Genomic DNA, 22,368 nt, shown 5'->3' with positions numbered 1-22,368 from the left:
ACCTCTACATGCAAGCGACCAAGCCGACGCACGTCCGCTATTTGATCCTGCTCATGCTGTTTTTGGTGACGACGATCAACTATGCCGACCGTGCCACCATCGCGATCGCAGGCTCCAGCCTGCAAAAAGACCTCGGCATCGATGCCGTTACCCTCGGTTATATCTTCTCCGCTTTCGGCTGGGCCTACGTGGCTGGGCAGATTCCTGGCGGCTGGCTGCTCGACCGTTTCGGCTCGAAAAAAATCTATGCCTTGAGCATTTTCACCTGGTCGTTGTTCACCGTGCTGCAAGGCTATGTCGGTGAATTCGGCATGTCCACGGCCGTGGTTGCGCTGTTCATGTTGCGCTTCCTGGTGGGGTTGGCCGAAGCGCCGTCCTTCCCGGGCAACGCACGGATCGTCGCCGCCTGGTTCCCCACCGCAGAACGCGGCACCGCCTCGGCGATTTTCAACTCGGCGCAGTATTTCGCCACCGTGTTGTTCGCACCGCTGATGGGCTGGATCGTCTACCGTTTCGGCTGGCAGCACGTGTTCATCGTGATGGGCGTGATCGGTATCGTGTTCTCGCTGATCTGGCTGAAAGTGATCTACAGCCCGCGCCAGCACCCGATGATCAACGAAGCCGAGTTCAATCACATCGCCGCCAACGGCGCGATGGTCGACATGGACCAGGACAAGGGCAAGGAAAAGAAAGCCGACGGTCCGAAGTGGGATTACATCCGTCAACTGCTGACCAACCGCATGATGCTCGGCGTGTACCTGGGCCAATACTGCATCAACGGCATCACGTACTTCTTCCTGACCTGGTTCCCGGTGTACCTGGTGCAGGAACGCGGCATGACCATCCTCAAGGCCGGTTTCATCGCGTCCTTGCCGGCGATCTGCGGTTTCATCGGCGGTGTCCTTGGCGGGGTGATTTCCGATTACCTGCTGCGCAAGGGCCACTCGCTGACCTTCGCCCGCAAGACGCCGATCATCGCCGGCCTGCTGGTTTCCAGCAGCATCGTGGCCTGCAACTACGTGGACATCGAATGGATGGTGGTGGGCTTCATGGCCCTGGCCTTCTTCGGTAAAGGCGTGGGCGCGCTGGGCTGGGCCGTGGTGTCCGACACCTCGCCAAAACAGATCGCCGGTCTGAGCGGTGGCCTGTTCAACACCTTCGGCAACCTGGCGTCGATCACCACGCCAATCGTCATCGGCTACATCATCAGCTCCACCGGTTCGTTCAAATGGGCATTGGTGTTCGTCGGTTGCAACGCGCTGATGGCGGTGTTCAGCTACCTGGTCATCGTTGGGCCGATCAAGCGTGTGGTGCTCAAGGAACCAACGGCCAAGGATGCCGGCATCTCCAGCCTGTCTGAAGCTAAATCCTGAAGGAGCGGCATCAATGCAACTGATTGAACATGCCGATTCGCCGCGTTACATCCGCCTGCACGAGCGGGACAATGTGGTGATCGTCGTCAATGACCAAGGCGTACCGGCCGGGACCGAGTTCCCGGACGGCCTGGTTACCGTGGACTTTGTCCCCCAGAGCCACAAGGTCACCCTGGAAGATATTCCCCAGGGTGGCGAGGTGATTCGCTACGGCCAGGTCATTGGCTACGCGTTGCAACCGATTCCCCGTGGCAGCTGGGTCAAGGAAGACCAGTTGCGCATGCCCACCGCGCCGCCGCTGGACAGCCTGCCGCTGTCCACCGATGTGCCGGTGGCCGATGCGCCGCTGGAGGGCTACACCTTCGAGGGTTATCGCAACGCCGACGGCACCGTCGGCACGCGCAACATCCTGGGCATCACCACCACGGTGCAGTGCGTGACCGGGGTGCTGGACCACGCGGTCAAGCGCATCAAGGATGAGCTGCTGCCCAAGTACCCGAACGTCGATGACGTGGTGGCGCTGACCCACAGCTACGGTTGCGGCGTGGCGATCACCGCCACCGATGCGTACATCCCGATCCGCACCGTGCGCAACCTGGCACGCAACCCGAACCTGGGCGGCGAGGCACTGGTGATCAGCCTGGGCTGCGAGAAATTGCAGGCCGGGCAGGTGATGCACGAAAACGACAGTTCAGTGGATCTCAGCGAGCCGTGGTTGTATCGCTTGCAAGATTCCAGTCACGGTTTCACCGAAATGATCGAGCAGATCATGGAGCTGGCCGAAACCCGCTTGAAGAAACTCGACCAGCGCCGCCGCGAAACCGTGCCGGCGTCGGAGCTGATCCTGGGCATGCAGTGCGGTGGCAGCGATGCGTTTTCCGGCATCACCGCCAACCCGGCGCTCGGCTACGCCTCGGACCTGCTGCTGCGGGCGGGGGCGACGGTGATGTTTTCCGAAGTCACCGAAGTGCGCGATGCGATCTACCTGCTGACCTCCCGGGCGCAAACCCAGGAAGTCGCCCAGGAGCTGGTGCGGGAAATGGACTGGTACGACCGCTACCTGGCCAAGGGCGAAGCCGATCGCAGTGCCAACACCACGCCAGGCAACAAGAAGGGCGGGCTGTCGAACATCGTCGAAAAATCCCTGGGCTCGATCGTCAAGTCTGGCAGCAGCGCGATCAACGGTGTGCTCGGCCCGGGCGAACGCTTCAAGCAAAAGGGCCTGATCTTCTGCGCCACACCGGCCAGCGATTTTGTCTGCGGCACGTTGCAACTGGCGGCGGGGATGAACCTGCACGTGTTCACCACCGGCCGAGGCACGCCGTACGGCTTGGCGATGGCCCCGGTAGTGAAAGTCTCGACCCGCACCGAACTGGCCCAGCGCTGGCCGGACCTGATCGACATCGATGCCGGTCGCATCGCCACTGGACGCGCGACCATCGAGGAACTGGGTTGGGAGCTGTTCCACTACTACCTGGACGTGGCCAGCGGCAAGAAGCAGACCTGGGCCGAGCGGCACAAGTTGCACAACGACATCACCTTGTTCAACCCGGCGCCGATTACCTGACCTAGCGTTGTCGTTGATCGTTCCCACGCTCCGCGGGGGAATGCCTCTGCGGACGTTCCGCGTTCGGATCTTGGGACGCGGAGTGTCCTTGGCTGTATTCTCACGCAGAGCGTGGGAACGATCAGTTCACCAGACGCCAGTGCCGTGAGTGGCTTATCATTAGCCACCTAACGACACCCTTCTCAAGGTCCCCGGCATGCTGGCAATTTTCCTCGAAACCCTGAACATCACCGCACCGGTGTTTGCCATGCTGTTTCTGGGGGTGTTGCTCAAGCGCATCTATTGGATCAACGACAACTTCATCCACATCGCCTCGTCCCTGGTGTTCAACGTCACCATGCCGGCGCTGTTGTTCCTCGGCATCCTCCATGCCGACCTGCACGCGGCGTTGCAGCCGGACCTGCTGATTTATTTCTCCATCGCCACCCTGGTGAGTTTTTCCATGGCCTGGGGCTGGTCGATCTGGCGTTGCCCGCGAGAGGATCGCGGCATCTATACCCAGGGTGCGTTTCGCGGCAACAACGGCGTGATTGGCTTGGCGTTGGCGGCGAGCATGTACGGCGACTACGGGATTTCCCTGGGGGCGATCCTCGCGGCGTTGGTGATCCTGTTCTACAACACCTTGTCGACCATCGTGCTGGCGGTCTATAGCCCGGTGATCAAGTCCGATCCGTGGAGCATCTGCAAAAGCGTGATCAGCAACCCGCTGATCATCAGCGTGATCGTCGCTGCACCGTTCGCTTATTGGCACATCGGCCTGCCGAACTGGTTCGAAACCTCGGCCAAATACCTGTCGCAAATGACCTTGCCCCTGGCGCTGATTTGCATCGGCGGCACGCTGTCGCTGGCGGCGTTGCGCAAGAGCGGTAAGATGGCCCTGAGTTCGAGCCTGGTTAAAATGGTCGGCCTGCCGCTGCTGACCACCCTCGGGGCCTGGCTCTGGGGCTTTCGCGGTGCGGAGCTGGGGATTCTGTTCCTGTACTTCGGCAGCCCCACCGCCGCCGCCAGTTACGTCATGGCCCGCGCGGCCGATGGCAACCATGAACTGGCGGCGGCGATCATCGTCATCACCACGCTGATGGCGGCGATTACCACCAACCTGGGGATCTTTGTGTTGCAGTGGGGTGGGTGGATCTAGCCCACGATCTTCTGGATGGTTAAGAGTGGTGGCTCATTGGTATCATTGTGTTGGGACTTAATCAGACCGACACAAGGAAGACTATATGATCACTTTCGAAGAGGCTTTTTCCTTCGTCGATTACAGCGGCAAGCGTTCCATTTTGTTGGCAAATGGGTTTTCTCAAGCCTGGAACAAAGATGTTTTCAGTTACAAGAGTCTGTTTTCCAGCGCGCACTTCGGCGAAAGGCATCGGGTGATCCGACGTATCTTCGATACGTTCAAAACATATGATTTTGAGAAAGTCATGAAACGGCTGATTGCCGCGGAAGATATCCTCAGGATCTACAATGCCGACCCGGATCTGATTGAAGAGATCAAGGCCGATCAGGAAGCCGTCAAAAACGCTCTGATTGAGGTGATATCGGCCACCCACCCGGAATTGCCTCGTGAAGTGACGGATGAGCAATATGTTTCGGTGAGGAAATTTCTCAAGCCCTTCAGCAATGTGTTCACGCTCAATTATGACTTGTTGTTTTATTGGGCGAGAAACCAGTTTGGTCTCGAGCCGGAATATTACACGGACGATGGGTTTCGAGGCGGGCCGTGGGAGGGCCCTGAAACCCAGAATGTTCATTTCCTCCATGGCGGGCTGCACATCTACGACACCCAGGGCGGTATCAGAAAGCACGCGTGTTCGGATCAGGGCGAGTCGATCATTGAGCAAGTGAAATGGAACATGGAAAACAGGAAGTTCCCCACCTTTGTCTCAGAACCTACACATGAGCGAAAGAAGGTCAGAATTCAGCACAACCCCTATCTCAGTTATTGTTTTGAACGATTGGGCCGGTTGCAAGGGGTGTTGTTTATCTATGGGCATTCGTTCGATGACAATGACCGACACATCTTCGATCAGATAAAACAGAGCTCGGTAAGCAAGGTTTTTGTGAGTGTCTACGGCGATAAGGACAGTGAAGACAATGTCTTGCTGAAGGGGCGCGCTCAAGCTTACCTGGGAGCGCACCGGGTGGAATTCTTCCAGGCTGAGAGCGCTCGGATCTGGGGCTAACGGCCGGTGCACCCGGCTGTGGGAGCGGGCTTGCTCGCGAAGACGCCTGACCTGCTACCGCAAGGCTCAGGCCTTTACTCGGGCTTCTGATAAGTATCGATCACTTCCTGCGCCGCCCGAAACGCATCGATCGCCGCCGGTACGCCCGCGTACACCGCACAATGCAGCAACGCCTCGCGAATCTCTTCCACCGTACAGCCGTTGTTCAGCGCGCCACGCACGTGGCCTTTCAATTCCTGCGGGCACTTGAGGGCAGTGAGGGCGGCCAGGGTGATCAGGCTGCGGGTCTTCAGTGGCAGGCCTTCGCGGCTCCAGACGCTGCCCCAGGCATGCTCGTTGACGAAATCCTGCAGCGGTTGGGTAAATTCCGTGGCGTTGCCCAGGGCGCGGTCGACGAATGCGTCGCCCATGACCTGGCGACGCATGTCCAGGCCGGTCTTTGGAGTGTCGGTCATGGCAAATCCCTCTTGTGGTGTTGGCGGCGCCAGGCGCGCAGGGAGGTGAACAGCAAAAATGCGAGCAGGGCCGGCAGCACATAGAACAGCATCAGCCGTTCCAGTTGGCCGGCCAGGGGCATGCCGGTGGTGAACGACACCACGTGTAGCCCATAGGCCAGGTACAAGCCCAAAAACAGCAGGCCTTCGGCGCGAGTGACGCGGTAGCCGGAATAGAACACCGGCAGGCACAGCACCGCTACGCCGAGCATCACCGGCAGGTCGAAATCCAGGGCGTTCGGTGAGACCGACAGTGGCGTGGGAGCGGCGAGGGCGGTTATCCCCAATACCCCGAGCAGGTTGAACAGGTTGCTGCCGATGACGTTACCCACCGCAATGTCCCGTTGGCCGCGCAGGGCGGCGATCAACGAGGTGGCGAGTTCCGGCAGCGAGGTGCTGACGGCGACGATGGTCAGGCCGATGATGCGCTCCGAAAGCCCCAGGTCCATCGCCACTTCCACCGCTGCGCCCAGCAGCAGGTGGCCGGCGAAAATCAGCATTGCCAGGCCCAGCACGATCATCGCCAGGCTCTTGGGCCACGCCCCTTGCGCCACATCGACACCCACGGGGTGCGGTCGTCCTGAGTGTCGCGATTGGCGCAGCAACAGGCCCAGGTACACCGCCAGGGCCATCAGCAGCAGCACACCGTCCAGTTGCGTCAGTTCCTCATTCCAGGCCAACACGAACACCAGCAGGCTGGCGCCGATCATCAATGGGATGTCCAGGCGCACCAATTGGCGCGAGACGCGCAACGGAATGATCAGCGCTGACAGCCCGAGGGTGACGAGGATGTTGAAGATGCTGCTGCCGATCACGCTGCCCACAGCGATGTCGGCGTTCTGCGCCATAGTCGCCTGCAGACTGACGGCCATTTGTGGCGCGCTGCTGCCGAAGGCGACGACGGTCAGGCCGATGATCAGCGGCCGCACTTGCAAGCGAACCGCCAGGCCTATTGCAGCCCGCACCAGCAGCTCGGCGCCGCTGATCAGCAACAACAGGCCACCGAGCAATTCGATCAGGCTGAGCAGCGGTAGGGCGGTAATCAGGGAAATGGCCGGGCTCCGTCTATCAATCGTCGAGGGCTTGCACGCGTACCCGTGCGGTGCCGCTGCGTAGCATGCCCAGTTGCTCGGCTGCTGCGCGGGATACGTCGATCAGACGGCCTCGAGTATACGGACCGCGGTCGTTGATACGGACCACGACGCTGTCGTTATTTTTCAGATTGGTGACTTTCACCCGGGTGCCGAACGGCAACTGGCGATGGGCGGCGGTCAGGCCGTTCTGGTTGAAACGCTCGCCGCTGGCGGTGCGTTTGCCGTGGTGTTTTGCACCGTAATAGGAGGCGACGCCGGTCTGGTCGTAGCCGTGAGGATCGACCGTCCCGCTCTGGCTGGCGCAACCGGCCAGCAGGGACAGCAGGGCGCAGGCGCCGAGGAGACGCTTCATCAAAGGGTTTCCCACATCAGTGTGGTTGTGAGGATCATTGTGGCGAGGGAGCTTGCTCCCGCTGGGGCGCGAAGCGGCCCCCAACAATCTGCTGCCAGATACGGGGGCTGCTGCGCAGCCCAGCGGGAGCAAGCTCCCTCGCCACAGGGGAATGAGCCAGATACAGGTACTGGCTCCATGTCCATCAGCCCTCGAGCTTGCTTTTGAGCAGTTCGTTGACCTGTTGCGGGTTGGCCTTGCCCTTGGAGGCTTTCATGGCCTGGCCGACGAAGAAGCCGAACATCTTGCCGCGCTTGGCTTCGTCTGCCGCGCGGTACTGTTCGACCTGCTCGGCGTTGGCCGCGAGCATTTCATCGAGCACGGCGGAAATGGCGCCGGTATCGGTGACCTGCTTCAGGCCGCGCTTCTCGATGATCTCGTCGGCGCTGCCCTCGCCATTGGCCATGGCTTCGAACACCATCTTGGCAATCTTGCCGGAAATGGTGTTGTCCTTGATCCGCAGCAGCATGCCGCCCAGTTGCTCGGCCGAGACCGGCGACTGGTCGATTTCCAGGCCCTGTTTGTTCAACAGGCTGCCCAGTTCCACCATCACCCAGTTGGCCGCCAGCTTGGCGTCGCCACCGATGCTCACGACTTTCTCGAAATAATCGGCCTGTTCGCGGCTGGTGGCCAGGACGTTGGCGTCATAGCTCGACAGCCCGAACTGGGCCTGGAAGCGCTCGCGTTTTTGCGGCGGCAGTTCCGGCAGGGTGGCGCGCACCTCGTCGAGGAACGCGTTCTCGATGACCACCGGCAGCAGGTCCGGGTCGGGGAAGTAACGGTAGTCGTTGGCTTCTTCCTTACTGCGCATCGGACGGGTCTCGTCCTTGTTCGGGTCGTACAGGCGGGTCTGCTGGATGACCTTGCCACCGTCCTCGATCAGTTCGATCTGGCGCTGGATCTCGCTGTTGATCGCCTTCTCGATGAAGCGGAACGAGTTGACGTTCTTGATCTCGCAGCGCGTGCCGAACTCAACCTGGCCTTTAGGCCGGATCGACACGTTGCAGTCGCAGCGCAGCGAGCCTTCGGCCATGTTGCCATCGCAGATGCCCAGGTAGCGCACCAGCGCATGGATCGCCTTGACGTAGGCCACGGCTTCCTTGGCGCTGCGCATGTCCGGCTCGGAAACGATTTCCAGCAGTGGCGTGCCGGCACGGTTCAGGTCGATGCCGGTGGCACCGTTGAACTCTTCGTGCAGGCTCTTGCCGGCGTCTTCTTCCAGGTGCGCCCGGGTGATGCCGACGCGCTTGACCGTGCCGTCTTCCAGGGCGATGTCCAGGTGGCCCTTGCCAACGATCGGCAGTTCCATCTGGCTGATCTGGTAGCCCTTGGGCAGGTCCGGGTAGAAGTAGTTCTTGCGGGCGAACACGTTGTGCTGGCCGATCTCGGCGTCAATCGCCAGGCCGAACATCACCGCCATGCGCACCGCTTCGGCGTTGAGCACCGGCAGCACGCCGGGCATGCCCAGGTCGACCAGGCTGGCCTGGGTGTTGGGCTCGGAGCCGAACGTGGTGGAGCTACCGGAAAAGATTTTCGACCGGGTGGTGAGCTGGGTATGAATCTCCAGCCCGATCACGACTTCCCATTGCATGTGTTTCTCCTCAGAAGCCGGTTGGGGTGCGGGTGTGCCAGTCAGTGTTCAACTGATACTGGTGAGCCACGTTGAGCAGGCGGCCTTCCTGGAAATACGGCGCGAGCAGTTGCACGCCCACCGGCAGGCCATCGACGAAACCGGCCGGCATGGACAGGCCCGGCAAGCCGGCGAGGTTGGCAGTGATGGTATAGACGTCTTCCAGGTACTCGGCGACCGGGTCACTGTTCTTGGCGCCGAGCTTCCAGGCCGGGTTCGGCGTGGTCGGGCCGAGGATGATGTCGACCTCGTTGAAGGCCGCCATGAAGTCGTTCTTCACCAGGCGGCGGATTTTCTGCGCCTTGAGGTAGTAGGCGTCGTAGTAGCCGGCGGACAGCGCATAGGCGCCGACCATGATCCGGCGCTGCACTTCGGCACCGAAGCCTTCGCCACGGGAGCGCTTGTACAGGTCGATCAGGTTTTCCGGGTTCTCGCAGCGATAGCCGAAGCGCACACCGTCGAAGCGCGACAGGTTCGAGGACGCTTCCGCCGGGGCGATCACGTAGTACGCCGGAATCGCGTGCTGCATGTTCGGCAGGCTGATTTCCTTGATGACCGCGCCGAGCTTCTCCAGCTCTTTGACACTGTTGTGGACCAGCTCGGCGATGCGCGGGTCGAGGCCGGCGCTGAAGTACTCCTTCGGCACACCGATGCGCAGGCCCTGCAGCGAGCCGTTGAGGCTGGCGCTGTAGTCCGGCACGGGCTCATCGATGCTGGTGGAGTCGTTCGGGTCGAAGCCGGCCATGCCTTGCAGCAGGATCGCGCAGTCTTCGGCGGTGCGGGCCAGCGGGCCGCCCTGGTCGAGGCTGGAGGCGTAGGCGATCATGCCCCAGCGCGAGACGCGACCGTAGGTCGGCTTCAGGCCGGTGAGGTTGGTAAACGCCGCTGGTTGGCGAATCGAACCGCCGGTGTCGGTGGCGGTGGCGGCCGGCAACAGGCGTGCGGCCACGGCGGCGGCGGAACCACCGGACGAGCCGCCCGGTACGTGTTCCAGGTTCCACGGGTTTTTCACCGCGCCGTAGTAGCTCGACTCGTTGGCCGAGCCCATGGCGAATTCGTCCATGTTGGTCTTGCCCAGGGTCACGGTGCCGGCGGCGGCCAGCTTGGCGACCACCGTGGCATCGTACGGGGCTTTGAAGTTGTCGAGCATCTTCGAACCGCAGCTGGTGCGGATGCCCTGGGTGCAGAACAAGTCCTTGTGGGCAATCGGCGCACCGAGCAGGGCACCGGTTTCACCATTGGCGCGCCGGGCATCGGCGGCCCTGGCCTGGCTCAGGGCCAGCTCCTGGGTGAGGCTGATGAAGCTGTTGAGCTGCGGGTCGAGCTGGGCGATGCGCGCCAGCAGGACCTGGGTCAGCTCTTCGGAAGAAAACTTTTTATCGGCGAGTCCGCGGGCGATCTCGGCCAGGGTCATGTGATGCATGAGAGGCTCTTTCCCTTTAGTCGATGACTTTCGGAACCAGGTACAGGCCGTTTTCGACCGCTGGTGCGATGGACTGGTAGGCCTCGCGGTGATTGGACTCGGTCACGACGTCGGCGCGCAGGCGCTGGCTGGCTTCCAGTGGGTGTGCCAGTGGTTCGATGCCGTCGGTATTGACCGCCTGCATCTCGTCGACCAGCCCCAGAATGCTGTTCAGGGCAGAAGTGATGTGTGGAAGATCGGCTTCATTGAGGCCCAGACAGGCCAGATGAGCGATTTTTTCCACGTCGGAGCGTTCAAGCGCCATGGGATTCTCCAGTGGAAAACAAAACGGACGCAGTCTGTCCGTGTGTTAGATTGTCGGAACACTACCGCATTTCTACGGCCCTAGTGCCCTGTATCACAAGTGCTGTTCCTTTTTGACGGCGTCTATTGCCGTCATGCTGCGTTGCCGCTTCTCGCCATAGCAGGCTATGACTCGTCGCGGCGCCTTGCCTGACGACAATAGCCACTCGTCAAAGAAGGAGCGCACTTATGACACAGGGCACTGGCCGCGATTGTGGGGTTTGGTGCACAGAAAAGCGGCCAATTTAACATATTGGCGCCTTGCCCAAAATCCCTGTCGTTGTTAGAGTTTGCCGCACTTTTTTACCCACGCGTTGCCTAGGGTCCCTTTCCCATGTTCAAGAAACTGCGTGGCATGTTTTCCAGCGATCTTTCCATTGACCTGGGCACTGCCAACACCCTTATTTACGTGCGCGAGCGCGGTATCGTCCTGAATGAACCCTCGGTCGTGGCCATCCGCACCCACGGTAACCAGAAAAGTGTCGTGGCTGTCGGTACGGAAGCCAAGCGCATGCTGGGCCGTACACCGGGCAACATCGCGGCCATTCGCCCAATGAAGGATGGCGTGATCGCCGACTTCAGCGTCTGCGAAAAGATGCTGCAGTACTTCATCAACAAGGTTCACGAAAACAGCTTCCTGCAGCCCAGCCCTCGTGTGCTGATCTGCGTTCCATGCAAGTCCACCCAGGTAGAGCGACGCGCTATCCGTGAATCGGCCCTCGGCGCCGGTGCCCGTGAAGTGTTCCTGATCGAAGAGCCAATGGCCGCTGCCATTGGTGCCGGCCTGCCGGTGGAAGAAGCCCGCGGCTCGATGGTCGTCGACATCGGTGGTGGTACCACTGAAATCGCGCTGATCTCCCTCAATGGTGTGGTCTACGCCGAATCCGTACGTGTGGGCGGCGACCGTTTCGACGAAGCGATCATCACTTATGTGCGTCGCAACTACGGCAGCCTGATTGGCGAATCCACCGCCGAGCGCATCAAGCAGGAAATCGGCACGGCCTACCCGGGCGGTGAAGTGCGTGAAGTTGACGTACGCGGTCGCAACCTGGCCGAAGGCGTTCCACGGGCCTTTACCCTCAACTCCAACGAAGTGCTCGAAGCGCTGCAAGAATCGTTGGCGACCATCGTCCAGGCGGTCAAGAGCGCCCTGGAGCAGTCGCCGCCGGAGCTGGCGTCGGACATCGCCGAGCGCGGCCTGGTGTTGACCGGTGGTGGTGCGTTGCTGCGTGACCTCGACAAGCTGCTGGCCCAGGAAACCGGCCTGCCGGTGATCGTTGCCGAAGACCCGTTGACCTGCGTTGCCCGCGGCGGTGGCCGAGCATTGGAAATGATGGACAAGCACACCATGGACCTGCTCTCCAGCGAATAAGTTTTGCTGAAGTGGTCTATGTTGTTCGCTCCCGGGCAGCACTTTGCAGTGCTGCCCGTTGGCGTTTATCTTCTGTCATTCGTATCCAGGCCGGTTTGATGCCGTATGAATAAAGAAAACATTTGCCTGGGAGGAGCGGCCTATTAAACCGCTTTTCGCCAAAGGCCCCTCATTGGGTGTGCGCCTGCTGGTGCTGACCGTGCTATCGGTCGCGCTGATGGTGGTCGATGCCCGCTTCACGCTGCTCAAGCCTGTACGCAGCCAGATGTCGCTGGTGTTGATGGAATCCTACTGGATCACCGACCTGCCGCAGCGCTTGTGGCAAGGTGTCGCCAGCCAGTTTGGCAGCCGGACCGAACTGGTCGCCGAAAACGAAAAACTCAAGACCGAAAACCTGCTGTTGCAGGGGCGCATGCAGAAGCTGGCGGCCCTCACCGAGCAGAACGTTCGGCTGCGCGAGTTGCTCAATTCTTCGGCGCTGGTCAACGAGAAGGTCGAAGTGGCCGAGTTGATCGGCATGGACCCCAACCCCTTCACCCACCGTATCATCATCAACAAGGGCGAGCGCGACGGCGTGGTCCTCGGCCAGCCGGTGCTCGACGCCCGTGGCCTGATGGGCCAGGTGGTGGAGTTGATGCCCTACACGTCCCGCGTGTTGTTGCTGACCGATACCACCCACAGCATTCCGGTGCAGGTCAACCGCAACGGCCTGCGGGCGATCGCCAGCGGCACCGGTAACCCGGAACGCCTGGAGCTGCGGCATGTGGCCGATACCGCCGATATCAAGGAAGGCGACCTGCTGGTCAGTTCCGGCCTCGGCCAGCGCTTCCCGGCCGGGTATCCGGTGGCGACGGTCAAGGAAGTCATCCATGACTCCGGCCAGCCGTTTGCCATCGTTCGCGCGGTGCCGACGGCGGCATTGAATCGCAGCCGGTACTTGCTGCTGGTATTCAGCGACAACCGCACGCCCGAAGAACGTGCCAACGATGCCGCCGTGGCCCAGGAAGCCCAGGACCGCCAGGGCGGCGACTCGGTCGCCCCAGTGACCGCAGTGCCGGCGCCTGTCCCGGCCGCGGTGCCAAAACCACCAGTGCCTGCACCCGCGACGGCGGCTCCGGCCACCACGCCGGCGGCAACCCCAGCCACCGCGCCCGCCGCGCCTGCTGTGAAACCGACCCGCTCGGCCACCCACGCGCCCGCCGCGCAGCCTGCTCAACCAGCCCGGCCCGCCGCCAAACCGCCAGCCTCCACGCCGGCCACCGCGCCAGCCCCCAGGGGAGCACGAGAAGAATGAGCAGTACCCAATCCGGTAACGGCTGGATGGTCTGGCTGACCTTCGCCATCGGCCTGTTGCTCAGCGTTTCGCCGCTGCCGCAGTTCATGGAAATCCTGCGCCCACTGTGGCTGGCCCTGTTGCTGGCCTTCTGGGCGCTGGCCTTGCCGCACAAGGTCGGCATGGTCACCGCCTGGTGCCTGGGCCTGGCCGAGGACGTGCTTTATGGCACGTTGCTGGGGCAGAACGCGCTGATCCTGACGTTGATCACCTTCTTGGTGCTGTCGCTGCAACAACGCCTGCGGATGTTCCCTATGTGGCAGCAGTGCCTGGTGATCCTGGTGATCTTCGGCCTGGCGCAACTGGTGCAGTTGTGGCTCAGCGCGCTGACTGGCAACCGCCAGCCGACCCTGGCGCTGGTCTTGCCAGCCCTGGTCAGCGCCTTGCTCTGGCCCTGGGTCAGCTTCGGTTTGCGTGGCCTGCGCCTGCGTTTCAAAATCAACTGATTCGGTCAGGATACCTACACTTTTTCTGATGACTTACATCCCTGTGGCGAGGGAGCTTGCTCCCGCTCGGTTGCGTAGCGACCGTAAAAGTTGGGGCCGCTGCGCAGCCCAGCGGGAGCAAGCTCCCTCGCCACAAAAGCTGTTTTTGTCTGGATGGCTGTGCTTTGAGAGGGAGATGTCTTGATGAAACCGCTTTACCTCGCCTCAGGTTCGCCGCGTCGGCGTGAACTGCTCACGCAGATCGGCGTGCCCTTTACCGCCGTCGGCGCGGACATCGACGAAACTCCCCTGGACCACGAAACCCCTTCGGCCTATGTCGAGCGCCTGGCGCGCGGCAAGGCCGAGGCGGGTCGGCGAGCCCTGGACGCCGGCATGGATGGCTGCGTGTTGGGCGCCGATACGGCTGTGGTACTGGACGGGCGAATTCTCGGCAAACCCGTGGACCAGGCCGATTCCATGGCGATGCTCTTGAGCCTGTCCGGTCGCGAACATGAAGTATTGACCGCCATTGCCATACTGGGAGGGCAGCGTTGTGAATCCCGCGTTGTGCGCAGCCTGGTGCGCTTTCGGTCGATCACGGAACAGGAAGCGGCGGCCTACTGGGCCAGCGGTGAACCCCGGGACAAGGCCGGCGGCTATGGTATTCAAGGGTTGGGTGCGGTATTCGTCGCCGGGCTTGAAGGCAGTTATTCAGCCGTGGTTGGCCTGCCGCTGTGCGAAACCGCAGAACTACTGGGCCATTTCGGCATACCCTGTTGGCAAACCTTGAGCGCGCGCTGAGCGCCGTCTGACTTGATGCGGCCATAATCGTGAACATGCCTGAACGAGACCCTGCCATGAGTGAAGAGATCCTGATCAACATCACGCCGATGGAATCGCGCGTGGCGGTGGTTGAAAACGGTGTTCTGCAAGAGGTCCACGTCGAGCGCACGCAAAAGCGTGGCATCGTCGGCAATATCTATAAAGGCAAGGTGGTGCGGGTGCTGCCGGGCATGCAGGCGGCCTTTGTCGACATCGGCCTGGACCGCGCGGCATTCATCCATGCGTCGGAAATTTCCATGCGCGAAGGGCCGGCCGTGGAGAGCATCAGCGCGCTGGTGCATGAAGGCCAGAGCCTGGTGGTGCAGGTCACCAAGGACCCCATCGGCTCCAAGGGCGCGCGCCTGACCACGCAACTGTCTATTCCGTCGCGCTACCTGGTGTACATGCCGCGCACCGCCCATGTCGGCATTTCCTTGAAGATCGAAGACGAGGCCGAGCGCGAGCGTCTCAAGCAGGTGGTCAGCGACTGCGTGGAAAAAGAAGGCATCAAGGAAGCCGGTGGGTTCATCCTGCGCACCGCCGCCGAAGGGGCCGGGGGCGATGAGATCCTCATGGACATCCGCTACCTGCGCAGGCTTTGGGACCAGATCGCCGCGCAGATCAAGACCATCGCCACCCCCAGCGTGATCTACGAAGACCTGGGCCTGGCGCTGCGGACCTTGCGCGACCTGGTCAGCCCCAAGATCGAGAAAATCCGCATCGATTCCCGGGAAACCTTCCAGAAAACCACACAGTTCGTCGCCGAACTGATGCCGGAAATCGCCGACCGCCTCGAGCATTACCCTGGCGAACGGCCGATTTTCGACCTGTACGGCGTCGAAGACGAAATCCAGAAAGCCCTCGAGCGCAAGGTGCCGCTCAAGTCCGGCGGTTACCTGGTGGTCGACCCGGCCGAGGCCATGAGCACCATCGACGTCAACACCGGGGCGTTCGTCGGCCATCGCAACCTGGAAGAAACCATCTTCAAGACCAACCTGGAAGCCGCCACCGCCATTGCCCGGCAACTGCGCCTGCGCAACCTGGGTGGGATCATCATCATCGACTTCATCGACATGGAAGATGAAGAGCACCAGCGCCAGGTGCTGCGGACCCTGGAAAAACAACTTGAACGCGACCACGCCAAGACCAACATCATCGGTATCACCGAGCTGGGCCTGGTGCAGATGACCCGCAAGCGCACCCGCGAAAGCCTCGAACAGGTGCTGTGCGAGCCGTGCAGCAGTTGCCAGGGCCGCGGCAAGCTCAAGACCCCGGAAACCGTGTGTTACGAAATCTTCCGCGAAATTCTCCGGGAGGCGCGCGCCTATCAGGCGACTGGCTATAGAGTGTTGGCGAACCAGAAAGTCGTGGACCGCCTGCTCGACGAGGAGTCAGGCAATGTCGCAGAGCTGGAAGCGTTTATTGGACGCACGATTCGCTTCCAGGTGGAAACCATGTATTCCCAGGAACAATACGACGTGGTGTTGCTCTGAAGCGCTTGGGAAGCGGCGGGCCCGCGGATTTGATCGTCTTTGCCAGGGGAGCCCACTGACATGGAGCGTCTGACACGCATTTTGGCGGCGCTGACTCGCTGGGGGCTGGGGCTGTGCGCCCTGCTGCTGGTGTTGCTGGCGTTGTACGTCAGCCTCGGTCGCGAGCTGGTCCCGCTGGTGGCCGAATATCGCGCCGAGGTCGAGACCCGGGCCGGCGCTGCCTTGGGCATGCCTGTGCACATCGGACGCCTCGACGGTAGCTGGAGCGCCCTGGCGCCAATCCTGGCTGCGCGCGACGTGGTGGTCGGCGAAGGCCCCAACGCCTTGCACCTGGATCAGGTGCGAGTCGTGCCTGACCTGTGGGACAGCTTGCTGGCACGTCAGGTGCGTATTGCCCACCTGGAAGTCAGCGGCCTGAAGATCAGCCTCAAGGAGGGCACCGACGGCAAGTGGGCCCTGGAAGGCCTGCCGGTGAAGGACGACCAGCCCCTCGATCCGCAGCAATTGCTCGAACGCATGCAGGTGGTCTCCAGGTTCTCGCTGCTCGATAGCCAGGTGACGTTGCAACCTGTCGAGCAACCACCGCTGACCCTCACCTACGTCGGTTTGAGCTTGCGCACCGGCGCCATCCGTCAACGGCTGGACGTGCGCTTGACCCTGCCTGACGGTCAGCCGGTGGCGATCAACCTGCGCACCCGGATCCGCGCCAGTGACTGGAAGAACGGCCAGGCCGATGCGTACCTGAGCCTGCCGCAAAGCGACTGGTCCAAATGGCTGCCCAAACGCCTGACCCAGCAATGGAATTTTTCCCGGATCAAGGCCGGTGGCGAGTTCTGGCTGAGTTGGGGCGGCGGTACGGTGCAAAGCGCGGCCATGCGCTTGAACGCTCCTGACATCCTGGGTGCCTACGCCGAGCGCAAGCCGGTGCAGATCCATAACCTGGCGCTCAATGGATACTTCCAGCGTGGTGACCAGGGATTTACCGCGACCTTCGATTCCCTGGCGATGAACCTGGGCGAAACCCGCTGGGAATCGCGCCTGCAACTGCAACAGAGTGCTGCCACCGAAAAGGCCGAGGAGCGCTGGCACCTGCAGGCCGATCGCCTCGACCTGACCCCGCTTACGCCTTTGCTCAACGCCCTGGCACCGTTGCCTGAAGGCCTGGCGACGACCATCGACCGTCTCAAGGTGACCGGTGGCCTGCGCAACGTGCTGCTGGACTACCGGCCGCAGAACACCGGTGACCAGAAAATCAGCTTCGCCACCAACCTGGACACCGTGGGCTTTGACGCCTATCGCGGCGCCCCGGCTGCGCGCAATGTATCGGGGAGTCTGAGCGGCGACCTCGGTGGCGGCGAGCTGCGCATGGACAGCAAGGATTTTTCCCTGCACCTGGACCCGATTTTCGCCAAGCCCTGGCAGTATCTGCAGGCCAACGCCCGGTTGACCTGGAAGCTCGACAAGCAAGGCTTCACCCTGATCGCGCCGTATTTGAAGGTGCTGGGCGAGGAGGGCCGGATTGCTGGCGATTTCCTGATCCGCCTGCATTTCGACCACAGCCAGGAAGACTACATGGACCTGCGGGTTGGCCTGGTGGATGGTGACGGACGCTACACCGCCAAGTACCTGCCGGCGGTCCTCAGCCCGGCGCTGGATGAGTGGCTGCGCACGGCCATCGTCAAGGGCGCGGTGGACGAGGGCTTCTTCCAGTATCAAGGCTCGCTCAATCACGGTGCCGAAGACGCGGCACGCAGTATCAGCCTGTTTTTCAAGGTGCATGACGCCGAACTGGCGTTCCAGCCGGGCTGGCCTTCGGTCAGCAAGGTCAGCGGTGATGTCTTCGTCGAAGACAGCGGCGTACGCATCTTCGCCAGCCAAGGACAATTGCTCGATACCCAGGTCAAGGATGTTTCGGTGAACATTCCCCATGTACCCAGCGGGCAGAGCGTTCATCTGTTTCTGGACGGCGGGTTCGCTGGAGGACTGGGGGACGGTCTGAAAATCCTCCAGACCGCGCCGATCGGGACCGCCGAGACATTTGCCGGCTGGGAAGGCGAGGGCGACCTGCAAGGCAGCGTGAAGCTTGACATCCCCCTGGTCAAAGGCGAACAACCGAAGATCCTGGTGGATTTCGCCACCGACAAGGCCCGTCTCAAGCTCAGCGAGCCGGTACTGGAACTGACCCAACTCAAGGGCGATTTCCGCTTCGACAGCAACAAGGGCTTGAGCGGCAAGGGCATCAGTGCCCGGGCATTCGACCGACCCGTGACCGCACAGATCTTCGCCGAAGGCCGCGCCGGAGCGCTCAACACACGAGTCTCGGCGTCCGGGCAGGTGGAGATCAAGAAACTCACCAGTTGGCTGAATGTCACCCAGCCGTTGCCGGTATCCGGTGTCGTGCCGTACCAGTTGCAAGTGATCCTCGACGGCGCCGACAGCCAGTTGTCGGTCAGTTCCAACCTCAAGGGCGTGGCGGTGGACCTGCCGGCACCCTTCGGCATGGCCGCCGATGTCGGGCGCGACACGGTGTTTCGCATGACCCTGCAAGGGCCGGAGCGGCGTTATTGGCTCGATTATGGCGATCTGGCCAATTTCACTTACGCCGCGCCGAGCGGGAAAGTCGCCGATGGTCGTGGCGAATTGTTGCTGGGGGCCGGCGATGCCGTTCTACCCGGGGCCAAGGGACTGCGACTGCGCGGCACACTGCCTGCACTGGACGTGAGTCCCTGGCAGGACCTGGTCAACAAGTACGCCGGCCAGGATCCGGGCGGCAGTGCCAAGCAACTGCTCAGCAGCGTCGATCTGACTGTCGGCAAGCTCACGGCCATGGGTACGACCCTGGACCAGGCATCGGTGCAATTGGACCGCAGGCCGGACGCCTGGGCCTTGCGGCTCGACAGCCAGCAGGCCAAGGGCAATGTCAGCCTGCCGGACGCAAAGGCCGCCCCGATTGGTATCAAGCTTGATTATGTGCGCCTGCCGGCCACAGACCCGACGGTCCAGGCGGATGAAAACTCACCGGATCCGTTGGCGTCGGTCGATCCCGGCAAAATCCCGGCCATGGATATTGCCATCGACCAATTGTTCCAGGGCCCTGATCTCATCGGTGCGTGGTCGTTGAAAGTACGACCGACCGCCAAGGGCATCGCGCTGAACGAGCTGGACATGGGCCTCAAGGGCATGGTGTTGAACGGCAGTGGTGGTTGGGAAGGCGCGCCCGGTTCCACCAGCAGTTGGTACAAGGGCCGTATCGGCGGCAAGAACCTGGGCGACGTGCTCAAGGGCTGGGGTTATGCCCCAAGCGTGACCAGCCAGACGTTCCGCCTGGATGTCGATGGCCGCTGGCCCGGCTCGCCAGCGTGGGTCGCCACCAAGCGTTTTTCCGGCAGCCTCGACGCGTCGCTGAGCAAGGGCCAGTTTGTCGAAGTGGAAGGCAGCGCCCAGGCGTTGCGGGTATTTGGCCTGCTGAACTTCAACTCCATCGGCCGACGCTTGCGCCTGGACTTCTCCGACCTGTTCGGCAAGGGGCTTAGCTACGACCGGGTCAAGGGACTGCTGGTGGCGAGCGACGGTGTGTACGTGACCCGCGAACCCATTACCCTGACCGGGCCGTCGAGCAACCTGGAACTCAACGGCACGCTGGACATGGTGGCCGACCGGGTCGACGCCAAGCTGCTGGTGACGCTGCCGGTGACCAACAACCTGCCAATCGCCGCGCTGATCGTCGGTGCCCCGGCGGTGGGTGGCGCGCTGTTTTTGATCGACAAACTGATCGGCGACCGCGTGGCGCGTTTCGCCAGCGTAAGATACGACGTCAAGGGCCCGTGGAAAGAGCCGAAGATTACCTTTGATAAGCCGTTCTGACAGACGATGACAATCCCCTGTGGGAGCGAGCTTGCTCGCGATGAGGCCGGTACATCCAACATCTTTGTTGATTGATCCACCGCAATCGCGAGCAAGCTCGCTCCCACAGGGGCACTACCAAACAACGGGGAACTGCCATGTCCGTCGCAGTGATTCAAATGGTCAGCCAGAGCGATGTGCTCGCCAACCTGGCCCGTGCTCGTGCGCTGCTGGAGCAGGCTGCCGCAGGCGGCGCCAGGCTGGCCGTGCTGCCGGAGAATTTCGCGGCGATGGGACGGCGGGACATTGCCGATATCGGTCGTGCCGAAGCCTTTGGTCAGGGACCGATCCTGCCCTGGTTGAAACAGGTCGCCCGAGACCTCAAGTTATGGATTGTGGCCGGCACGTTGCCGTTGCCACCGGTGGACCAGCCCGAGGCCAGGTCCCACGCCTGTTCGTTGCTGGTCGACGATCAGGGCCAGATCGTGGCGCGCTACGACAAGCTGCACTTGTTCGATGTGGATGTGGCGGACAATCGCGGGCGCTATCGCGAGTCGGATGACTATGCTTATGGCGCTAACGTGGTGGTTGCCGATACCCCCGTGGGCCGGGTCGGCCTGACGGTCTGTTACGACTTGCGGTTTCCGGAGCTCTACAGCGAGTTGCGGGCTGCCGGGGCCGAACTGATCACGGCGCCGTCGGCGTTTACCGCGGTGACCGGCGCGGCCCATTGGGAGGTATTGATTCGCGCCCGGGCCATCGAGACCCAGTGCTACATGCTGGCGGCCGCCCAGGGCGGCGTGCATCCGGGGCCGCGGGAAACCTTTGGCCATGCCGCGATTGTCGACCCGTGGGGCCATGTGCTGGCACAACAGGATCAAGGTGAGGCCGTGCTGCTGGCCGAGCGCGACAGCAGCGAACAGGCGTCCATCCGGGCGCGCATGCCGGTGGCTAGCCATCGGCGCTTTTTCTCGCAGGGCGCTTCACCGCGACCTGTCCAAGACGACGAATTCAAGGCGTAAAACATATGAGCGGGTTGTTGTCCTCAGTCAGTGAACACCTCTTAGCCCCTGGCGGCGTAACCCTGGAGAGCCTGCAAGGCGTGCTGGGCGACCTGGCCGGCCCGGGCATCGATGCGGCCGACCTGTATTTCCAAGGGCAGATCTCCGAGTCCTGGTCGCTGGAAGACGGCATCGTCAAGGAAGGCAGTTTCAACCTTGACCAGGGCGTGGGTGTGCGCGCCCAGTCCGGGGAAAAAACCGGTTTTGCCTACAGCAACGCCATCACCCTGGAGGCCCTCGGTGCCGCGGCCCGTGCGGCCCGCTCGATCTCCCGCGCCGGGCAGAACGGCACGGTCCAGGCGTTCAGCAGCCAGGACGTGGCGCAGTTGTATGCGCCGGATAACCCGCTGGAAGTCATGAGCCGCGCCGAAAAAGTCGAGCTGCTCAAGCGCATCGACGTCGCCACCCGTGCCCTCGATCCGCGTATCCAACAAGTGACGGTGAGCATGGCCGGGGTCTGGGAGCGGATCCTGGTGGCTTCCACCGACGGCGGTCTGGTGGCGGACGTGCGGCCGCTGGTGCGGTTCAACGTCAGCGTGATCGTCGAGCAGAACGGTCGCCGTGAGCGCGGTGGCCATGGCGGCGGCGGACGCACCGATTATCGTTATTTCCTCAGCGAAGACCGTGCCATGGGCTACGCCCGCGAAGCGCTGCGCCAGGCGCTGGTCAACCTCGAGGCCATTCCGGCCCCGGCCGGTACGTTGCCGGTGGTGCTGGGGTCCGGTTGGTCCGGCGTGCTGCTGCACGAAGCGGTGGGTCACGGCCTGGAAGGCGATTTCAACCGCAAGGGCAGCTCAGCCTACAGCGGGCGCATGGGGGAAATGGTTGCCTCGAAACTCTGCACCATCGTCGATGACGGCACCCTGGCCGGGCGTCGTGGCTCCCTGAGCGTCGACGACGAAGGCACGCCGACCGAATGCACCACGCTGATCGAGAACGGTGTGCTCAAGGGCTACATGCAAGACAAGCTCAATGCCCGGCTGATGGGCGTGGCCCGCACGGGCAATGGTCGCCGTGAATCCTACGCGCACCTGCCCATGCCGCGCATGACCAACACCTACATGCTCGGTGGTCAAAGCGATCCGGCGGAAATTATCGCCTCGGTGAAAAAAGGTATCTATTGCGCCAACCTCGGCGGCGGCCAGGTGGACATCACCAGTGGCAAGTTCGTGTTCTCCACCAGCGAGGCCTACCTGATCGAAGACGGCAAGATCACCGCGCCGGTCAAAGGCGCGACCCTGATCGGCAACGGGCCGGAGGCGATGAGCAAGGTGTCGATGGTCGGTAACGACCTGGCGCTGGACAGCGGTGTGGGCACGTGCGGCAAGGACGGGCAATCGGTGCCGGTGGGCGTCGGCCAGCCGACCTTGAAGATCGACGCGATTACCGTGGGTGGCACGGGCGCATGAAAATATTCAGCGGCCCCGTGGCGAGGGAGCTTGCTCCCGCTGGGCTACGCAGTAGCCCCAATGCGGTCGCTGCGCCCGAGGCGTCGGACCGACCGAGCGGGAGCAAGCTC

18 protein-coding genes are annotated in these 22,368 nt (G+C 62.2%); 12 read left to right on the top strand and 6 right to left on the bottom strand.

Translation table 11 applies throughout. The features are described from left to right. Positions 1-8: 8 nt before the first annotated feature. The 4 genes from TK06_RS16465 to TK06_RS16450 all read left to right on the top strand — a co-directional run bounded on the left by TK06_RS16465 (position 9) and on the right by TK06_RS16450 (position 5,126). Positions 9-1,373 (top strand): MFS transporter, encoded by a 1,365-nt coding sequence (locus TK06_RS16465; RefSeq protein ID WP_063322934.1) that lies wholly within the window; start codon positions 9-11, stop codon positions 1,371-1,373. A 13-nt stretch (positions 1,374-1,386) separates the two neighbouring features. Then, on the top strand, positions 1,387-2,940 hold the full coding sequence (gene garD / locus TK06_RS16460; protein WP_063322933.1) for a galactarate dehydratase: 1,554 nt from the start codon (positions 1,387-1,389) through the stop codon (positions 2,938-2,940). A gap of 196 nt (positions 2,941-3,136) precedes the next feature. Continuing rightward, the gene (locus tag TK06_RS16455; RefSeq protein ID WP_063322932.1) at positions 3,137-4,078 is read left to right on the top strand and encodes an AEC family transporter; all 942 of its coding nucleotides are present in this window, start codon (positions 3,137-3,139) and stop codon (positions 4,076-4,078) included. An 85-nt stretch (positions 4,079-4,163) separates the two neighbouring features. Further along, positions 4,164-5,126: a DUF4917 family protein gene (locus TK06_RS16450; protein ID WP_063322931.1), complete on the top strand. Its 963-nt coding sequence runs from the start codon at positions 4,164-4,166 to the stop codon at positions 5,124-5,126. Positions 5,127-5,200: 74 nt separating this feature from the next. Here the strand turns inward: TK06_RS16450 and TK06_RS16445 are convergent, their stop codons facing one another. The 6 genes from TK06_RS16445 to gatC all read right to left on the bottom strand — a co-directional run bounded on the left by TK06_RS16445 (position 5,201) and on the right by gatC (position 10,462). Next, positions 5,201-5,581 (bottom strand): carboxymuconolactone decarboxylase family protein, encoded by a 381-nt coding sequence (locus TK06_RS16445; protein ID WP_063322930.1) that lies wholly within the window; start codon positions 5,579-5,581, stop codon positions 5,201-5,203. Continuing rightward, positions 5,578-6,639 carry a calcium/sodium antiporter gene (locus tag TK06_RS16440; RefSeq protein WP_063322929.1) on the bottom strand — a complete coding sequence of 354 codons (1,062 nt, stop codon included), beginning with the start codon at positions 6,637-6,639 and terminating at the stop codon, positions 5,578-5,580. The genes TK06_RS16445 and TK06_RS16440 overlap by 4 nt, the downstream gene beginning before the upstream one ends. Positions 6,640-6,688: 49 nt before the next feature. Next, the gene (locus tag TK06_RS16435; protein WP_063322928.1) at positions 6,689-7,066 is read right to left on the bottom strand and encodes a septal ring lytic transglycosylase RlpA family protein; all 378 of its coding nucleotides are present in this window, start codon (positions 7,064-7,066) and stop codon (positions 6,689-6,691) included. Between the two features lie 184 nt (positions 7,067-7,250). Next, positions 7,251-8,696: an Asp-tRNA(Asn)/Glu-tRNA(Gln) amidotransferase subunit GatB gene (gatB, locus tag TK06_RS16430; protein WP_063322927.1), complete on the bottom strand. Its 1,446-nt coding sequence runs from the start codon at positions 8,694-8,696 to the stop codon at positions 7,251-7,253. A 10-nt stretch (positions 8,697-8,706) separates the two neighbouring features. Next, positions 8,707-10,158: an Asp-tRNA(Asn)/Glu-tRNA(Gln) amidotransferase subunit GatA gene (gene gatA, locus TK06_RS16425; RefSeq protein ID WP_063322926.1), complete on the bottom strand. Its 1,452-nt coding sequence runs from the start codon at positions 10,156-10,158 to the stop codon at positions 8,707-8,709. Between the two features lie 16 nt (positions 10,159-10,174). Next, positions 10,175-10,462, bottom strand: coding sequence for an Asp-tRNA(Asn)/Glu-tRNA(Gln) amidotransferase subunit GatC (gatC, locus tag TK06_RS16420; RefSeq protein WP_003197816.1), 288 nt, complete (start codon positions 10,460-10,462; stop codon positions 10,175-10,177). Positions 10,463-10,834: 372 nt separating this feature from the next. On the opposite strand from gatC, the gene mreB reads away from it, so the two are divergent. The 8 genes from mreB to tldD all read left to right on the top strand — a co-directional run bounded on the left by mreB (position 10,835) and on the right by tldD (position 22,258). Continuing rightward, the gene (mreB, locus tag TK06_RS16415) at positions 10,835-11,872 is read left to right on the top strand and encodes a rod shape-determining protein MreB (RefSeq protein WP_002555108.1); all 1,038 of its coding nucleotides are present in this window, start codon (positions 10,835-10,837) and stop codon (positions 11,870-11,872) included. 142 nt (positions 11,873-12,014) lie between these two features. Continuing rightward, positions 12,015-13,166 (top strand): rod shape-determining protein MreC, encoded by a 1,152-nt coding sequence (gene mreC, locus TK06_RS16410; RefSeq protein WP_086936664.1) that lies wholly within the window; start codon positions 12,015-12,017, stop codon positions 13,164-13,166. Next, complete coding sequence (gene mreD, locus TK06_RS16405; RefSeq protein ID WP_003197820.1) at positions 13,163-13,651, top strand: rod shape-determining protein MreD; 489 nt, start codon at positions 13,163-13,165, stop codon at positions 13,649-13,651. The genes mreC and mreD overlap by 4 nt, the downstream gene beginning before the upstream one ends. Before the next feature lie 183 nt (positions 13,652-13,834). Then, positions 13,835-14,431, top strand: coding sequence for a Maf family protein (locus TK06_RS16400; protein WP_063322925.1), 597 nt, complete (start codon positions 13,835-13,837; stop codon positions 14,429-14,431). Between the two features lie 56 nt (positions 14,432-14,487). Further along, positions 14,488-15,945 carry a ribonuclease G gene (gene rng / locus TK06_RS16395; RefSeq protein WP_063322924.1) on the top strand — a complete coding sequence of 486 codons (1,458 nt, stop codon included), beginning with the start codon at positions 14,488-14,490 and terminating at the stop codon, positions 15,943-15,945. Between the two features lie 60 nt (positions 15,946-16,005). Then, on the top strand, positions 16,006-19,809 hold the full coding sequence (locus TK06_RS16390) for a YhdP family protein (RefSeq protein ID WP_063322923.1): 3,804 nt from the start codon (positions 16,006-16,008) through the stop codon (positions 19,807-19,809). 137 nt (positions 19,810-19,946) lie between these two features. Further along, positions 19,947-20,810, top strand: coding sequence for a carbon-nitrogen hydrolase family protein (locus TK06_RS16385; RefSeq protein ID WP_063322922.1), 864 nt, complete (start codon positions 19,947-19,949; stop codon positions 20,808-20,810). A gap of 5 nt (positions 20,811-20,815) precedes the next feature. Further along, positions 20,816-22,258 (top strand): metalloprotease TldD, encoded by a 1,443-nt coding sequence (tldD, locus tag TK06_RS16380; protein ID WP_063322921.1) that lies wholly within the window; start codon positions 20,816-20,818, stop codon positions 22,256-22,258. Positions 22,259-22,368: the final 110 nt, after the last annotated feature.

It is taken from the genome of Pseudomonas fluorescens (genome assembly GCF_001623525.1).
In the GTDB taxonomy this organism is placed as follows: domain Bacteria; phylum Pseudomonadota; class Gammaproteobacteria; order Pseudomonadales; family Pseudomonadaceae; genus Aquipseudomonas; species Aquipseudomonas fluorescens_Q.
Note: the sequence above shows the minus strand (reverse complement) of the source record. Positions and strands in the feature narration are given on the sequence as shown.

What these genes read in the sequence shown, in the direction of transcription:
- TK06_RS16465 (WP_063322934.1), top strand. Translation starts at nt 9, where the DNA reads ATGCAAGCGACCAAGCCGACGCACGTCCGCTATTTGATCCTGCTCATG.
- garD (WP_063322933.1), top strand. Translation starts at nt 1,387, where the DNA reads ATGCAACTGATTGAACATGCCGATTCGCCGCGTTACATCCGCCTGCAC.
- TK06_RS16455 (WP_063322932.1), top strand. Translation starts at nt 3,137, where the DNA reads ATGCTGGCAATTTTCCTCGAAACCCTGAACATCACCGCACCGGTGTTT.
- TK06_RS16450 (WP_063322931.1), top strand. Translation starts at nt 4,164, where the DNA reads ATGATCACTTTCGAAGAGGCTTTTTCCTTCGTCGATTACAGCGGCAAG.
- TK06_RS16445 (WP_063322930.1), bottom strand. Translation starts at nt 5,581, where the DNA reads ATGACCGACACTCCAAAGACCGGCCTGGACATGCGTCGCCAGGTCATG.
- TK06_RS16435 (WP_063322928.1), bottom strand. Translation starts at nt 7,066, where the DNA reads ATGAAGCGTCTCCTCGGCGCCTGCGCCCTGCTGTCCCTGCTGGCCGGT.
- gatB (WP_063322927.1), bottom strand. Translation starts at nt 8,696, where the DNA reads ATGCAATGGGAAGTCGTGATCGGGCTGGAGATTCATACCCAGCTCACC.
- gatA (WP_063322926.1), bottom strand. Translation starts at nt 10,158, where the DNA reads ATGCATCACATGACCCTGGCCGAGATCGCCCGCGGACTCGCCGATAAA.
- gatC (WP_003197816.1), bottom strand. Translation starts at nt 10,462, where the DNA reads ATGGCGCTTGAACGCTCCGACGTGGAAAAAATCGCTCATCTGGCCTGT.
- mreB (WP_002555108.1), top strand. Translation starts at nt 10,835, where the DNA reads ATGTTCAAGAAACTGCGTGGCATGTTTTCCAGCGATCTTTCCATTGAC.
- mreD (WP_003197820.1), top strand. Translation starts at nt 13,163, where the DNA reads ATGAGCAGTACCCAATCCGGTAACGGCTGGATGGTCTGGCTGACCTTC.
- TK06_RS16400 (WP_063322925.1), top strand. Translation starts at nt 13,835, where the DNA reads ATGAAACCGCTTTACCTCGCCTCAGGTTCGCCGCGTCGGCGTGAACTG.
- rng (WP_063322924.1), top strand. Translation starts at nt 14,488, where the DNA reads ATGAGTGAAGAGATCCTGATCAACATCACGCCGATGGAATCGCGCGTG.
- TK06_RS16390 (WP_063322923.1), top strand. Translation starts at nt 16,006, where the DNA reads ATGGAGCGTCTGACACGCATTTTGGCGGCGCTGACTCGCTGGGGGCTG.
- TK06_RS16385 (WP_063322922.1), top strand. Translation starts at nt 19,947, where the DNA reads ATGTCCGTCGCAGTGATTCAAATGGTCAGCCAGAGCGATGTGCTCGCC.
- tldD (WP_063322921.1), top strand. Translation starts at nt 20,816, where the DNA reads ATGAGCGGGTTGTTGTCCTCAGTCAGTGAACACCTCTTAGCCCCTGGC.